Annotated in this window: 14 protein-coding genes; 10 read left to right on the forward strand and 4 right to left on the reverse strand. The window is 62.3% G+C overall.

The genetic code is table 11. The annotated features are described in order from the left end of the window. Positions 1-53 precede the first annotated feature (53 nt). The 4 genes from clpX to ACK3BK_RS09230 all read left to right on the forward strand — a co-directional run bounded on the left by clpX (position 54) and on the right by ACK3BK_RS09230 (position 6,372). On the forward strand, positions 54-1,337 hold the full coding sequence (clpX, locus tag ACK3BK_RS09215; RefSeq protein WP_186669587.1) for an ATP-dependent Clp protease ATP-binding subunit ClpX: 1,284 nt from the start codon (positions 54-56) through the stop codon (positions 1,335-1,337). A gap of 157 nt (positions 1,338-1,494) precedes the next feature. Beyond that, positions 1,495-3,891: an endopeptidase La gene (gene lon / locus ACK3BK_RS09220; RefSeq protein WP_411384149.1), complete on the forward strand. Its 2,397-nt coding sequence runs from the start codon at positions 1,495-1,497 to the stop codon at positions 3,889-3,891. Between the two features lie 152 nt (positions 3,892-4,043). Then, positions 4,044-4,316 (forward strand): nucleoid-associated protein HU-beta, encoded by a 273-nt coding sequence (hupB, locus tag ACK3BK_RS09225; RefSeq protein ID WP_054892387.1) that lies wholly within the window; start codon positions 4,044-4,046, stop codon positions 4,314-4,316. 184 nt (positions 4,317-4,500) lie between these two features. Continuing rightward, positions 4,501-6,372: a SurA N-terminal domain-containing protein gene (locus ACK3BK_RS09230; RefSeq protein WP_411384150.1), complete on the forward strand. Its 1,872-nt coding sequence runs from the start codon at positions 4,501-4,503 to the stop codon at positions 6,370-6,372. 240 nt (positions 6,373-6,612) lie between these two features. On the opposite strand, the gene ACK3BK_RS09235 is transcribed toward ACK3BK_RS09230, so the two are convergent. Continuing rightward, a complete protein-coding gene (locus ACK3BK_RS09235) occupies positions 6,613-7,653 on the reverse strand; it encodes a patatin-like phospholipase family protein (protein WP_411384151.1) in 1,041 nt (346 codons plus the stop codon). A 157-nt stretch (positions 7,654-7,810) separates the two neighbouring features. On the opposite strand from ACK3BK_RS09235, the gene ACK3BK_RS09240 reads away from it, so the two are divergent. From ACK3BK_RS09240 to ACK3BK_RS09250, 3 genes are all read left to right on the forward strand, one after another. Then, positions 7,811-8,089, forward strand: a complete 279-nt coding sequence (locus tag ACK3BK_RS09240; protein WP_054892384.1) for a hypothetical protein — start codon at positions 7,811-7,813, stop codon at positions 8,087-8,089. 14 nt (positions 8,090-8,103) lie between these two features. After that, positions 8,104-8,871, forward strand: a complete 768-nt coding sequence (locus tag ACK3BK_RS09245; RefSeq protein ID WP_411384152.1) for a CHAD domain-containing protein — start codon at positions 8,104-8,106, stop codon at positions 8,869-8,871. Between the two features lie 94 nt (positions 8,872-8,965). Next, positions 8,966-9,763, forward strand: a complete 798-nt coding sequence (locus ACK3BK_RS09250; RefSeq protein WP_411384153.1) for an acyl-CoA thioesterase — start codon at positions 8,966-8,968, stop codon at positions 9,761-9,763. A 14-nt stretch (positions 9,764-9,777) separates the two neighbouring features. Here the strand turns inward: ACK3BK_RS09250 and ACK3BK_RS09255 are convergent, their stop codons facing one another. From ACK3BK_RS09255 to ACK3BK_RS09265, 3 genes are all read right to left on the reverse strand, one after another. Next, the gene (locus tag ACK3BK_RS09255; RefSeq protein WP_186669581.1) at positions 9,778-10,146 is read right to left on the reverse strand and encodes an Mpo1-like protein; all 369 of its coding nucleotides are present in this window, start codon (positions 10,144-10,146) and stop codon (positions 9,778-9,780) included. A gap of 75 nt (positions 10,147-10,221) precedes the next feature. Then, positions 10,222-11,700: a methyl-accepting chemotaxis protein gene (locus ACK3BK_RS09260; protein ID WP_186711406.1), complete on the reverse strand. Its 1,479-nt coding sequence runs from the start codon at positions 11,698-11,700 to the stop codon at positions 10,222-10,224. A gap of 86 nt (positions 11,701-11,786) precedes the next feature. Next, positions 11,787-12,584: a TatD family hydrolase gene (locus ACK3BK_RS09265; protein WP_411384154.1), complete on the reverse strand. Its 798-nt coding sequence runs from the start codon at positions 12,582-12,584 to the stop codon at positions 11,787-11,789. A 155-nt stretch (positions 12,585-12,739) separates the two neighbouring features. Between ACK3BK_RS09265 and ACK3BK_RS09270 the strand changes: the two genes are divergently transcribed. The 3 genes from ACK3BK_RS09270 (at position 12,740) to ACK3BK_RS09280 (ending at position 15,211) form a co-directional block, all read left to right on the forward strand. Further along, the gene (locus ACK3BK_RS09270) at positions 12,740-14,146 is read left to right on the forward strand and encodes a transglycosylase SLT domain-containing protein (RefSeq protein WP_186669577.1); all 1,407 of its coding nucleotides are present in this window, start codon (positions 12,740-12,742) and stop codon (positions 14,144-14,146) included. 108 nt (positions 14,147-14,254) lie between these two features. Then, complete coding sequence (locus ACK3BK_RS09275) at positions 14,255-14,689, forward strand: DoxX family protein (protein ID WP_186669576.1); 435 nt, start codon at positions 14,255-14,257, stop codon at positions 14,687-14,689. 213 nt (positions 14,690-14,902) lie between these two features. Beyond that, positions 14,903-15,211: a hypothetical protein gene (locus ACK3BK_RS09280; protein ID WP_186669575.1), complete on the forward strand. Its 309-nt coding sequence runs from the start codon at positions 14,903-14,905 to the stop codon at positions 15,209-15,211. Positions 15,212-15,274: the final 63 nt, after the last annotated feature.

The raw sequence follows: 15,274 nt of genomic DNA on the forward strand, positions 1-15,274 counted from the left end.
GCCCGCAATTGCCTTCATCTTGTGTTGCAAGCCTACCGGATTGGATCGATCGAATGACTGACACCCGTAACGGCGAGGACAACGGCAAATTGCTCTATTGCTCCTTCTGCGGCAAAAGCCAGCACGAAGTGCGCAAATTGATTGCCGGGCCCTCGGTATTTATCTGCGACGAGTGCGTCGACCTGTGCAACGACATCATCCGAGAGGAGGTGCAGGAAGCCCAGGCCGAGAGCAACGCGCACAAACTACCTTCGCCGAAAGAAATCAGCGGCATCCTGGACCAGTACGTCATTGGTCAGGAGCGCGCCAAGAAGGTGCTTGCCGTAGCGGTGTACAACCACTACAAGCGCCTGAACCAGCGTGACAAGAAGGGCGACGAGGTCGAACTCGGCAAGAGCAACATCCTCCTGATCGGGCCTACCGGCTCGGGCAAGACCCTGCTCGCCGAAACCCTTGCGCGCCTGTTGAACGTGCCGTTCACCATTGCCGACGCCACCACCCTGACCGAAGCCGGTTATGTGGGTGAGGACGTCGAGAACATCATTCAGAAGCTGTTGCAGAAGTGCGACTACGATGTGGAAAAGGCCCAGATGGGCATCGTCTACATCGACGAGATCGACAAGATCTCGCGCAAGTCGGACAACCCGTCCATCACCCGTGACGTTTCGGGCGAAGGCGTGCAGCAGGCATTGCTGAAGCTGATCGAGGGCACCGTGGCCTCCGTGCCGCCCCAGGGTGGCCGCAAGCACCCGCAGCAGGAGTTCCTGCAGGTCGACACGCGTAACATCCTGTTCATCTGCGGTGGCGCATTCTCGGGTCTCGAGAAGGTCATCCAGAACCGCTCCACCAAAGGTGGTATCGGATTCGGCGCGCAAGTGCGCAGCAAGCAGGAAGGCAAGAAGGTGGGTGAGTCGCTGCGCGAAGTCGAGCCGGACGATCTGGTCAAGTTTGGCCTGATTCCGGAATTCGTCGGTCGCTTGCCGGTTCTGGCCACGCTCGACGAGCTGGACGAAGCTGCCTTGATGCAGATTCTCACCGAGCCGAAGAACGCCCTGACCAAGCAATACGCCAAGCTGTTCGAGATGGAAAGCGTGGACCTCGAGTTCCGCAGCGACGCCCTCAAGGCCGTTGCTCGCAAGGCTCTGGAGCGCAAGACCGGCGCCCGTGGCCTGCGTTCGATCCTCGAAGGCGTGCTGCTCGACACCATGTACGAGATTCCTTCGCAGAAGGATGTCAGCAAGGTGGTGATCGACGAGAGCGTTATCGACGGTACTTCGCAGCCGCTGCTGATCTACGAGAACAGCGAGCCGCAAGCCAAGGCCGTGCCTGACGCCTGAGTCGCACGCCTGACACGTTGAAACAGAAAGGGGCCCATGGGCCCCTTTCTGCTTTTCTGGCGCCAGCGGCTTGTATTTTTGCGGACCTGCCCCCACATTAGCTCCAAGCACTATTTCCACCGGTTTCCGGCCCCAAGGCCGCTGTAGAGGCGAAATCATGAAGACCACCCTCGACTTGCCTCTTTTGCCATTGCGCGATGTCGTCGTTTATCCGCACATGGTTATCCCGCTGTTCGTGGGACGCGAGAAGTCCATCGAAGCCCTAGAGGCCGCGATGACGGGCGAAAAGCAGATCCTCCTGCTGGCCCAGAAGAACCCGGCCGACGACGATCCGGGCGAAGATGCCCTGTATCGCGTCGGCACCATTGCTACCGTCCTGCAACTGCTCAAGCTGCCTGATGGCACCGTCAAGGTGCTGGTCGAAGGCGAGCAGCGCGGTGCGGTCGAGCGCTTCACCGAGGTCGAAGGCCACGTTCGCGCCGAAGTCAGCCTGATCGACGAGGTCGAGGCGGCTGAGCGCGAGTCCGAAGTGTTCGTGCGCAGCCTGCTGTCGCAATTCGAACAGTACGTTCAGCTGGGCAAGAAAGTGCCTGCCGAAGTGCTGTCCTCGCTCAACAGCATCGAAGAGCCGGGGCGCCTGGTCGATACCATGGCTGCGCACATGGCGCTGAAGATCGAACAGAAGCAGGAAATCCTCGAGATCATCGACCTGCCGGCCCGTGTCGAGCACGTGCTGGCGCTGCTGGACGCCGAAATCGACCTGCTGCAGGTCGAGAAACGCATCCGTGGCCGGGTCAAGAAGCAGATGGAGCGCAGCCAGCGCGAGTACTACCTGAATGAGCAGATGAAGGCCATTCAGAAGGAGCTCGGTGATGGTGATGAAGGCCACAACGAAGTCGAAGAGCTGAAAAAGCGTATCGATGCCGCTGGCCTGCCCAAGGATGCCCTGACCAAGGCCCAGGCCGAGCTGAACAAGCTCAAGCAGATGTCGCCGATGTCCGCCGAGGCCACGGTGGTACGCTCTTACCTCGACTGGCTGGTGCAGGTGCCCTGGAAAGCCCAGAGCAAGGTGCGTCTGGACCTGGCCAAGGCCGAGGAGATCCTCGATTCCGACCACTACGGCCTGGAAGAGGTGAAGGAGCGTATCCTCGAGTACCTCGCAGTCCAGAAGCGCGTGAAGAAGATCCGCGGCCCCGTGCTGTGCCTGGTCGGTCCGCCCGGCGTGGGCAAGACGTCGCTGGCCGAGTCGATCGCCTCCGCCACCAACCGCAAGTTCGTGCGCATGGCATTGGGCGGTGTGCGTGACGAGGCCGAGATCCGTGGCCACCGCCGTACCTACATCGGCTCGATGCCGGGGCGCCTGATCCAGAAGATGACCAAGGTCGGGGTGCGCAACCCGCTGTTCCTGCTCGACGAAATCGACAAGATGGGCAGTGACATGCGCGGCGATCCCGCCTCGGCACTGCTGGAAGTGCTCGACCCCGAGCAGAACCACAACTTCAACGATCACTACCTGGAAGTCGACTACGACCTCTCGGACGTGATGTTCCTGTGCACCTCCAACTCGATGAACATCCCGCCAGCGTTGCTGGACCGGATGGAGATCATTCGTCTGCCGGGCTACACCGAGGACGAGAAGGTCAACATTGCGGTCAAGTACCTGGTGCCCAAGCAGGTCAAGGCCAACGGCCTCAAGAAGGAAGAGCTGGAAGTCGATGTCGCCGCGATCCGCGACATCATCCGCTACTACACTCGAGAGGCCGGTGTGCGTGGCCTGGAGCGCCAGATTGCCAAGGTCTGCCGCAAGGTGGTCAAGGAGCATGCCGGCAACAAGCAGGTGAAGGTCAAGGTCACCGGCGAGCAGCTCGAACACCTGCTGGGTGTGCGCAAGTTCCGTTATGGTCTGGCCGAAACCCAGGACCAGATCGGCCAGGTCACAGGCCTTGCCTGGACCCAGGTCGGCGGTGAACTGCTGACCATCGAGGCGGTGGTGATTCCGGGCAAGGGGCAGTTGATCAAGACCGGCTCGCTCGGCGATGTCATGGTCGAATCGATCACCGCCGCGCAGACCGTGGTACGCAGCCGCGCCCGCAGCCTGGGCATCGCTGCCGATTTCCACGAGAAGCACGACGTGCACATCCACATGCCTGAGGGCGCTACGCCCAAGGATGGCCCGAGTGCCGGTATCGGCATGTGCACTGCACTGGTCTCGGCGCTGACCCAGATTCCGGTGCGTGCCGACGTGGCGATGACCGGTGAAATCACCCTGCGCGGCCAGGTGCTTGCCATCGGTGGGCTGAAGGAAAAACTGCTTGCGGCGCACCGCGGCGGGATCAAGACAGTCATCATTCCCGAGGAAAATGTGCGTGACCTGAAGGAGATTCCTGAAAATATAAAACAGGATCTGCAAATCAAACCGGTTAAATGGATTGACGAGGTCCTGCAAATTGCGCTGCAATACGCCCCGGAGCCCTTGCCAGATGTGGCTCCGGAGATTGTCGCGAAAGAAGAGAAGCGCGACAGCGATGCTAAGGAAAGAATTAGCACGCACTAGTTCGTATCTCATTGGGGCCTTTGGTTGACAGCTTTTTCGGGGCCTTGCTATAAAGCGGCACGCCAGTGTCAACAGGCCACCCAATGATCGTTTCATAAGCTTTTCATTACATACTTAGAAACAAACTCAATAGAGAAATAAGGGGACTTAGAGTGAACAAGTCGGAACTGATTGACGCTATCGCCGCTTCTGCTGACATCCCGAAAGCTGTAGCCGGCCGCGCGCTGGACGCAGTAATTGACTCCGTAACCGGTGCCCTGAAAGCAGGCGACGACGTCGTTCTGGTTGGCTTTGGTACCTTCTCCGTCAAGGAGCGCGCTGAGCGCACCGGCCGTAACCCACAAACCGGCAAGGCGATCAAGATCGCTGCTGCCAAGGTTCCAGGCTTCAAAGCTGGCAAAGGCCTGAAAGACGCCGTCAACTAAGTCGTCTCTTTCAGCCGGACCCGGCCTGGCCAGGTCCGAGCACGTAGCGGCGGGGGCCGCAAACGTTCCCGCCTGCCACGTTTGCTAAGAAAAGGCGCATCCTCGGATGCGCCTTTCTTTTATCAGGATTCTACCCACTCTCCGCGGTTGTCGATGCAGTGGTACGACCGTTTCTGGGGGACGCATGCTGCAGAATATCAGGGACAATTCACAGGGTTGGATTGCCAAGACCATCATTGGCCTCATCGTCGTGCTGATGGCACTGACCGGGTTCGAGGCCATCTTCCAGGCCGCCAGCCACAGCCAGGATGCCGCCAAGGTCAATGGCCAGACCATCAGCCAGAACGAGCTGAGCCAGGCCGTCGACATGCAGCGCCGCCAGCTGATGCAACAGTTGGGCAAGGATTTCGATCCGGCGATGCTGGACGAGAAGATGCTGCGTGAAGCCGCGCTCAAGGGGCTGATCGATCGCAAGCTGCTGTTGCAGGGCGCCGAAGACGCCAAGTTCGCTTTCTCCGAGGCTGCACTGGATCAGTTGATCCTGCAGACGCCTGAGTTCCAGGTCGATGGCAAGTTCAGCGCCGAGCGCTTTGACGCCGTCATCCGCCAGATGGGCTACGGTCGCATGCAGTTCCGTGAAATGCTCGCCCAGGAAATGCTCATCGGCCAGCTGCGTACCGGCCTGGCAGGCAGCAGCTTCGTTACCGACAAGCAAGTCGACGCCTTCGCCCGTCTGGAGAACCAGACCCGCGATTTCGCTTCGCTGACCTTCAAGGCCAACCCGGCTGCGGTCAAGGTGAGCGATGAAGAGGTCAAGGCCCATTACGACCAGCACGCCAAGGAATTCATGACCCCTGATCAGGTGGTCATCGATTACATCGAGCTGAAGAAGGCTGCGTTCTTCGACCAGGTTTCGGTCAACGAAGACGAGCTCAAGGCGCTGTACGAAAAGGAAATCGCCAACCTCGCGGAGCAGCGCCGCGCTGCGCACATCCTGATCGAAGTCAACGGCAAGACCGACGACGCCCAGGCCAAGGCCCGCATCGAAGAAATTCAGCAGCGCCTGTCCAAGGGCGAGGACTTCGCCAAGTTGGCCAAGGAGTTCTCCCAGGACCCGGGCTCGGCGGCCAATGGCGGTGACCTCGGCTTTGCAGGTCCGGGTGTCTATGACCCGGCCTTCGAGGATGCCCTGTACAAGTTGAACAAGGACCAGGTGTCGGCACCGGTTCGCACCGAGTACGGCTACCACCTGATCAAGCTGCTGGGTGTCGAGGCACCTGAAGTGCCGACCTTCGCCAGCCTGAAGGACAAGCTGACCCACGAGCTGAAAACCCAGCAGGTCGAGCAGAAGTTCGTCGAAGTCACCAAGCAACTGGAAGACTCGGCCTTCGAAGCCTCCGACCTGGCGCAACCTGCGCAGGAGCTGGGCTTGAAGGTACAGACTTCGGCACCGTTCGGCCGTGAAGGCGGCGAGGGCATCACCGCCAACCGTTCGGTGATCCAGGCGGCGTTCAGTGAAGAGGTGATGGACGAAGGCGCCAACAGCGCTGCCCTGGAGCTGGACCCTGAAACCGTGGTGGTACTGCGTGTGAAAGAGCACCGCAAGCCGGAGCAACTGGCGCTGGAAGCCGTGTCGAAGAACATCAGCGAACACTTGGCCAAGGAGAAGGCGACCGCCGAGCTCAAGGCCAAGGCGGACAAGCTGATTGCCGGCCTGCGTGATGGGTCGATCGCCAAGGGCGCCGACTACGAAGGGCAGAAGTGGAAGGTGCAGGAGGCGGTGACCCGCAGCCAGGAAGGCATCGACCCGGCCGAACTGCAGGCCGCGTTCCGCATGGCCAAGCCTGAGTCCAAGGACAAGCCGGTCTACGGCAGCGTCGTCCTGGGTGACGGCAGCCTGGTCGTACTGCAGCTCAAGGGTGTCAACGAAGGTGCTGCCGCCTCTGACGAGGAGAAGGTGCAGATTCGTCGCTACCTCGCTTCGCGCGCCGGCCAGCAGGACTTTGCAGCCTTCCGCAAGCAACTTGAAGCCAGCGCCGACATCACCCGTTACTGAGTGCTGTCGTCGTAACGAAACAGGCCGCTTATGCGGCCTGTTTCGTTTTCGGCATCTACTCTGCAGGAGCAACTGTCTTGTTCAAAATCTAGAGGCCAGCCCACCCCCTGTGGGAGCGGGCTTGCCCGCGAACACGGGCGTAGCCCGTGCCAGGCAGCGCGGTGTCTTTTTCGCGGGCAAGTCGCAGCGGCAGTTCGGCGCCCCGACTTGCCCGCGAAAAGATTACCGCCTACAGGAGCGCTATCGCCGCTCCCCCTCATGACTGTCCAGCGTATCCCGGGCAATCTCCCGTCCCAGGGCAATCAGCTCCGGCGCCTTGTAGAACTCGAAGAACCGGCACACCCGTTTCGGTACATTGATCAGTACATCCGGTGGATACCCTGCGATCTTGTACTGTGCCAGCGAAGTCTGCATCACCTCGAAGCTTTGGTTGATCAGGTCGAGTAGCGAGGCAGGCCCGACGTTATCGATGATGAACGAACCGGTCGCCGACTTCGGGGCGCCTTCGCGCTCCGGTGCCGCTGCCGGTTGCTGGCTTTCCGGGTCGGCGGATTCACTCAGCCACGGGTTTGTCTGGCTCATGCGTTCGGCGACGATTTCCTGTTCGATACGCATCAGTTGCTCGGCCGGCTTGCGGCGAAACGGCATGCGTGCCCCCAGCGAACTGATCACCGATTCGAAACGCATCCTGAACGCCGCCGGGCGTTCGATCACCGGCAACTGGTACTGTTTCTGATTGGTGGCGTTGAGGTTGACCGCGATGATCAGGTCGCAGTGGCTGGACACCACTGGGACGATCGGCAGTGGATTGAGAATGCCGCCATCGACCAGCATGCGGTTGCCCTGCATGACGGGCGTGAACAGGCTGGGGATCGCCGCCGAGGCGCGCATGGCCTGGTGCAGGCAGCCTTCCTGGAACCAGATCTCCTGCTGGTTGGTCAGGTCGGTGGCAACGGCGGTATAGGGGATTCGCAATTGTTCGATGTTGATCTCGCCGACGATCTTGCGAATTTGCCCAAATACCTTGTCGCCGCGGATGGCGCCCAGGCGAAAGCTCACATCCACCAGGCGCAGCACGTCGAGATAATCCAGGCTTTCGATCCAGCGGCGATACTCGTCGAGCTTGCCGGCGGCATAGATGCCACCAATCACAGCACCCATCGAGCAGCCAGCGATGCAGGCGATTTCGTAGCCGCGACGCTCGATCTCCTCGATCACGCCGATGTGCGCATATCCCCGGGCACCGCCCGAACCGAGCACCAGTGCGACACGCTTGCTCATACTTTTTCCCCCAAGGCATTTCGCGCGTGTTCCCACAATGCACCCATTGCTGCCCGTGCTTCAATGTCGTTGCGCGCTGGGCTACGCTGAGCATGGCACTTTTCACGTTGCCGGCCGTCGAACAGCGACTGTTTTGTCCTTCCTGAGGTAATACTTGATGAAAGCCTGGATCTGCCTTCCCCTGATTGCCCTGGCCCTTGCTGGCTGTGCGGGCAAGACGGCCTATCGCGACAGTTGCGCGACCCAGTTGGATGCCGCCTGGAAGGAGCTCGACCTCGCCAAGGCCGAAGGGTTTGCGGGTACCGTGAGCTACTCCAAGGCGTTGTCGCTGCTGACCGGCGCCAAGACCCAGCAGCAGTTCGAGGCGTTCGAGGGGTGCAGCAGCAAAGCCGAGCGAGCGCGGTTCTATATCCGTGAGTCCCGTGCAGGCCGTTGACGGAGGAGGCTGACATGCCCGCCATGCTCGACCATGTAGTCGTTCAGATCCTGGCCCTGCAGGTGCGTCTGTTGGCCTGCCGGGAACGCCTGGCCGCCGATACCGACAGCGAAGCCTTGCACGACCTGCGCACTAGCGTCAGGCGCCTGCGCAGCCTGCTGCGACCCTTGCGCGAGCTGCCGGGTGTCGAGCAGTTGGAGGATGCCGCGAAATCGCTGGGCACGCTCACCACGCCCTTGCGCGACCGCGAGGTGCTGGCCGCGCAGTTGATCTCTGCGGGGTATGCGCAGGCCGGGCAGCGGCGCCTGCAGGGCAGGGCGGCGACGTTCGCCAGTGTGGCTGCCAGCCCGCAGTTGACCCGGCTGCTGGCGATACTGGATTCGTTCCCGCTGTTCCTGCGTGCTTCGCAACGCGAAGGCCTTGCGAATGACTTGGGCACGCGCATCGACAAACGCCTGCGCAAGCAATGGCGCAAGCTGGAAGCGGCCATCGACGATCCGGCCCACGACCGGCATCGCTTGCGTCTGTTGATCAAGCGGGTGCGCTACGGCGATGAAGCCTACCCGCAGTTGCGCCACGCGGCGAAGAAGCTTCAGAAGCTGCTCAAGCAGGCGCAAGGGGACCTGGGCGATTGGCATGATCGTGTTCAATGGTTGCTGCAGTTGCGCGAGCATCCCGACCTGGCGCCGTGCAAGGCGGCCTGGGAAACTGAGTTGCAGGAGGTCGAGCGCACCTGCGATGCCACCTTGGAGTCGTTGCGCAAGGCTCTGTCGCGTCGATAACCCCAGTAAATGACCGATATGCGGGCTGCCCTGCGCCAGCCCGCTGGTTACCATGCGCCTTGACCCCCGTTGTCGATAGAGGCCAAGGACTTCCATGAATTTCGATGAACTGCTAAAGGCTGTGCGCCGCAATCCTGCGGCGGTCAGTATCCCTGCAGACTGGGCCCAGGGCCGCGCTTCGTTTGGCGGGTTGATGGCGGCGCTGGTCTATGAGGCGATGTGCCAGAAGATCAGCGACGGACGTCCGGTGCGTTCGTTGGCCATCAGTTTCGTCGGCCCGGCGGCACCGGACGTGCCGATTCGTTTCGAAGCCGAGGTGCTGCGTGAGGGCAAGGCAGTGAGCACGCTGCTGGGGCGCGCGATTCAGGATGGGCAGGTGGTGACGCTGGTGCAGGGCAACTTCGGTGCTGGGCGCTCGTCGGTGGTAGAGGTGCCGGCTGAGCCAGCGCCACCGTTCAAGGCTCTGGAGGACTCGGCGCCGGAGCTGCCCTACATCAAGGGCGTCATGCCTGAGTTCATGCGCAAGGTAGCACTGCGCTGGGCGATCGGGGGGCTACCGTTCTCCGGCAACGCATCGCGCCAGATGGGTGGCTGGGTGCGCCTGCGCGACCTGCCGAAGGCGCCGCTCGAAGTGTCGCACCTGCTGGCGCTGGTCGATGCCTGGCCGCCGAGCCTGATGCCTTATCTAAAGCAGCCTGCCGCAGGCAGCACCCTGACCTGGACCATCGAGTTCGTCCAGCCATTGCCTGAGCTGACCACACAGGACTGGTACCAGTACTGTGTAGAGACCGAGCACGCCCGTGATGGATATGGGCATGCCGCAGCCCGCTTGTGGTCGGCGGACGGCCGCTTGTTGGCCTTGAGCCGGCAGACGGTGACGGTGTTCGCCTGAGCCCTGTCGCGTGTTCAGGGCCGATGCTTGTGGCGTTCGCGCCAGGCACGCCACCAGCCACCGCTCAGGACGAAACGTGGGAATGTGATGAACTGTTCGGTTAGCAGACGTTTCAAGGCGTCCTGCCGATCGCTGAACGGCTCGGGTTGCTCGGCCTCCAGGCGATGGCCCTGGCGCTGCATGCCAAGCCCTGCGATCAGGGCGATCACGCCTACGGCAAGCTGGGTGATGTCAAGCGAGAACAGGCCCGAAAGCACCAGCAAGGCACCAAGGATGAACAGCGGTACGGCAATCAGGTGCAGCACCAGGTTGGTCGGGTGCCGGTGATTATGGTGGTAGCCGCGCCATTGCCAGGCGGGCAGATTCGGCAGACGTTTGCTCATGGACGATTCCCCTTGGTCATGTCCAAAGCTTAGTGCGGCCCCCCGCAGGGGGCCAATCGAGGCTGTTTATCGGGACTATAGCTTGAGCTGGCCAATGGCTTTGTTCAGCTCGCCGGCGAGGGTCGCCAGCGCGTTGCTGGTAGTGGCCGATCCGACGGTCTGCTGTACGGTTTCTTCGGTAACGTCGCGGATGCTCACCACTGCCCGATTCATCTCCTCGGCGACCTGGCTCTGCTGCTCGGCGGCCACGGCGATCTGTGTATTGCTCTCGCGCATCTGCGCCACCGCGCGGGTGATCTCGGCCAGTGCGTCCCCGGCTTCGCGGGCCTGTTTGACGCAATCGTCGGCTTTATAGGAGCTCTCCTGCATGTACTCCACGGCATCACGGGTGCCTGCCTGAAGTGCGGACACCATGGTGGTAATCTCGTTGGTGGAGTTCTGCACGCGCTTGGCCAGGTTGCGTACTTCGTCGGCCACCACCGCGAAGCCGCGGCCCAGGTCGCCGGCGCGTGCCGCCTCGATGGCGGCATTGAGGGCCAGCAGGTTGGTCTGTTCGGCGATGCTGTGGATCACGCTGACCACGCTGTTGATCTTCTGGCTGTCGTCCGCCAGTTGGCGAATCATTTCGGCCGTCTGCTGCACGCCGCTGGACAGCCCGGCGATCGAGTCCTGTACCCGGCTGACCACCTCCTGGCCACTGCCGGCGAGGCTGTCGGCGCTTTGCGACAGGTCGCGGGTAGCGCCGGCATGCTGGGCGATATGGTGCACGGTGGCGGACATTTCGTTGATCGCCGTCGCCGCCTGGTCGGTTTCGCTCTGCTGGCCGATCATGCCGTGGCGCACATCATCCATGCTCGCCGCCAGGCGCGCCGCGCCCGAGTCCAGTTGGGCAGCAGTGTCGGCCACGGTGCTGACCACGCGGTGGTAGGTCGTCTGCATGGCGTTGAAGGCCCCGGCCATCTGGCCCACTTCGTCGCCGCAGGCCAGCGGCACGCGAGCCGACAGGTCGCCGGTTCTTTCCACGTGCAGCATCACATCCTTGAGGGTGTTGAGCTGGCTGAGCAGGAAACGGATCAGCAACTGCGAAGCGCAAAGCATCGCCAGCATGAGAATCAGCACGCACACCGCGTAGTTGCTGAAGCGGTCGATGAATACCTGACGCAGGCTTGGCGATGCTGCCAGCACGGCAATGTGCTGACTGCCCTGGCGCAGCACCTGGGCACCGCGCAACGGATTGTCGCCAAGCAGCCACGCGGCGGGCAACGCGACCCAGCCTTGGCCGTCACGCAGGGCCTCGAGGGGCTCGCCGGCAAAGCTCGGGGTCTGGCCATCCTGCCAACGGATCATTTGTGGCAGTTGGGGAAGGGGTTGTGCAACTGGCCAGGCGGCCAGCAGTTCGGCCTGGGCGACGGCTTGCGCCTGGGCCGACTCGGCGCGAGCCTGCTGCTCCAGGTACACCGCGTAGAGCACCAGCAGCAAGGTGGTTACGAAGGCCACTGCATTGACGGCCCAGAACTTGTACTTCAGGGAAATATTGCTAAGCCAGGCACCCATGTAGGTCTTCTCTGAGTTGAGCGGAAACATTATTGGCAAGGTGCCATCATTGTGTCCGCTCGCGCGCGAAGCCTTCATGACATGCGTCAAGGGAGCTTGAAGAAATCCTTGGCTGTCGCCGTGGTGTGCCGGGCACAGTGTTCGAGGCTTTCGCCCCGATGCAAGGCGACTTCACGCAGTACTTCAGGCAGGAACGCCGGTTCGTTGCGTCCGCTCTTCGGTTTTGGCCGCAGGCTGCGCGGCAGCAGGTAGGGCGCATCGCTTTCGAGCATCAGCCGGCCTTCGGGAATATTGCCTACCAGCGGATGCAGGTGCGTCCCACGTCGCTCGTCGCAGATCCAGCCGGTGATGCCGATGTGCAGGTCCAGGTCGAGGTAGGCGAACAGCGCCTGGCGCTCGCCGGTGAAGCAGTGCACCACGGCCGCTGGCAACTGGTCGCGGTAGTGCTTGAGGATTGCCAATAGCCGCTCGCTGGCATCGCGCTCATGCAGGAAGACCGGCAACTGCAGTTCGACAGCCAGGGCCAGTTGCGCCTCCAGGGCTTGTTCCTGCTGTGGGCGCGGGGAGAAGTCTCGGTTGAAGTCCAGCCCGCATTCACCTACGGCGAGCACCCGCGGCTGGGCCAGCAGATCGCGCAGTGTGCATTCGCTGGCACTTTCCCAATGGCTGGCATCGTGAGGGTGGACACCGGCTGTGCTGAACAGGTGTTTGCCGGCCTCATCCAGGCGCTGGCACAGCGCCAGGGCCTCTTCGCTGACGGCTAGGCTGGTGCCGGTCACCACCATCTGCGCCACGCCGGCGGCCAGGGCGCGTTCGACGATCGCCGCCTGCTGGTCGTGAAAGCTGCTGTTGGTCAGGTTGACGCCGATATCGATCAGTTGCATGGTGCTACCTCGTGCCGCGGGGCGGCCAGCATAGCAAAATCTGCAAGTTCGCAAAAAATCCAAGAACTTCAAACGTTTGCCATGGTCTCTTGCCGTCATTTGTCATGCGCAGCGCTCGGCGCATGGTTTCCGCCAACCGCTCCTGGACCCTTTTCATGCTGCGAACCCTGCTGACGACCTTGCTGTTGCTCGGGCTGATCGCCGCTGAGCCTGCCATCGCCCGCGAAGCCGGCCCATTGCAGCATGTGCCGACCAGCCAGAGTCGTGACCTTGCGCAGATTCGTGCGAGCAAGGTGTTGCGGGTGCTGGTCAACCAGAGTCGCAACAGCTCAGGCGAGGTCAAGGGCGAACCGGTAGGTATCGAATACTATCGCCTGCGCGCGCTGGAGCATTTTCTCAATGCGCGGGTCGCGGATGGTCAGGAAATCACGCTGCAGATCATCCCGCGCGCCAAGGAACAACTGATAGGTGCCCTGCAGCGCGGTGAAGGCGACCTTGCCGCGCCCGGCGAATTGCTTGATGCGGGGCTGGTGCAGGGTGTCGGTGTCAGTGCACCGGTGCTTGACCAGGTGCCGTTGCTGCTGGTCGGGCGCAAGGGCGAACGGGCCTTCAGCCGGGTCGAGCAACTGTCCGGGCGCACCATCGCGCTGACTACCGCCAGCGCTGCCGGCGCGGTGATCGAGCAGATCAACCAGCAGCTGGCCCTGCGCAAGCGCCCGCTGGTGAAGATCGAGTGGGTCGACCCCACCCTGGCCGTCGAGGATGTACTGGAGATGGTCCAGGCCGGCATCTATCACCTGACCGTGGTGGAGCGCCCCATCGCCCAACGCTGGGCGCGGGTGATGCCCAAGCTGCGCCTGGACACCCAGTTGCGCCTGAGCCAGCCTCAGGCCATGCGCTGGTATGTGCGCAGGGATGCCGAGCAGTTGCTGGCCAGCGTGGACCGCTTCCTCGCCGTTTACCGTGCGCCGGACAACCAGGATGCAGCCTTCGAGCGCATCTATCGACGCCAGTACCGCGTGCACAATCCGTTGGCTCGCCAGGACCGCCAGCGCCTGGAGTCGCTGCGCGCGGTGTTGCAGAAGCACGGCGCCGACCAGCAGATCGACTGGCTCAATCTGGCGGCCTTGGCGTTCAAGGAGTCGACGTTCGATCCCAAGGCTCGCGGCACAGGGGGCGCCCATGGGCTGATGCAGATCACCCCGGCCGCCGCGCAACGGGTGGGCGTGAGCAATACCGCCACGGTCGATGGCAATGTTCAGGCCAGCGCGCGCTACCTCGCGTTGATCCGGCGCAAGTTCTTTTCCAGCCCGCAGCTCAATGAGCGTGAGCGCATGGCCTTCATTCTCGCCGCCTACAACCTCGGTCCGGAGCGTGTCCAGGCCATGCGCGCCGAGGCCCGTCGCCGCGGCCTCAACGGCAACCAGTGGTTTTTCCAGACCGAGCGCATCGCCATGGAGCAGGTGGGGATGGGGCCGGTGAACTTCGTCAACAGCGTCAACAAGTACTTCCTGGCATTCAACCGTGAGCGCAGCGCCTTGGAGCGGGTTGCGAAACGCTGATAAATCGACTTTTTCGATTTGTTTGTTGGGTTTTTTGCGGTTTTCTTATTCGTTGGTTTGATTAAGATGGCGGCCATTCCAACCTGACATTTCAAGGAAGCTCACCCGATGAATCCGTCCCTCAACGCCCTGTTCGTCACCCGCGCCGGTTTCGGCCTCAGCATCATCCGCATCCTGGTCGGCATCATCTTCATGGCGCATGGCTCACAGAAGCTGTTCGGCCTGTTCGGTGGCCATGGCCTGGAAGGCACCGGTCAATGGATGGAAAGCATTGGCCTGGCCCCTGGCTATCTGATGGCCCTGCTCTCGGGCAGCGCGGAGTTCTTCGGCGGCCTGGCACTGCTGCTCGGCCTGCTGGCCCGCCCGGCGGCGCTGGCGCTGAGCGTGACGCTGGTGGTGGCGATCTTCTCGGTGCACATCGGCAATGGTCTGTTCATGTCCAACAACGGCTACGAGTTCGCCCTGGCACTGTTGGGCGGCACGCTGGCGGTGCTGGTCGAAGGGGCGGGGCGCCTGTCTCTGGATCGTCTGATCGCCCGCTGACATCTCGTTGCAACCACCCTGCGGCAAGCTGCAAGTGAATGCCCTCTTGCAGCTTGCCGTCCGACGCTCTACGATACCGCTTGCGCCGATTTAAACAGCTACTTGCGGGGCGCAGGAGAGGCCCCCGGGCGATCCGAAATACCGCTAAAGCGCTGGTTCGGTGACGCCTCCCACCGCTGCCCAGCGGGATTTGCGAGGCGAAGAGATACCACCATGAGTTGCCCACGTACCAGTGTCTGCCTGACCCCACTGCCTGTTGACCAGGCCTCCCGCACTCCGCGCATCCTGCTCGGTGGCCAGCATCAACCCACGCTCCTGCGTAACCTCGACGGCTTCTCGCGCCGCAAGGGCCAGGCCCGCGCCTTCCTCATCCAGTTCGCCGAAGCGGCTTGCAACCTTGCCCATTACGCCAACGATCGCTTTGACCTGGCCGTAATCCAGGCCCCGATCGGCGAGGATGCCGGCGAGATCATCGGCCAGTTGACCCGCATCGCGCGCCAGGGCCTGATCACCCGTCGCTGAGCGGGGTGTGGCGGCTTCTGTTTTTGGTTAAGCTCGGTAACCCGGCAGGCCCAAGGCGCCTGC

Origin of the sequence: Pseudomonas sp. L7 (assembly GCF_046605565.1) — a bacterium.
GTDB lineage: Bacteria > Pseudomonadota > Gammaproteobacteria > Pseudomonadales > Pseudomonadaceae > Aquipseudomonas > Aquipseudomonas wayambapalatensis.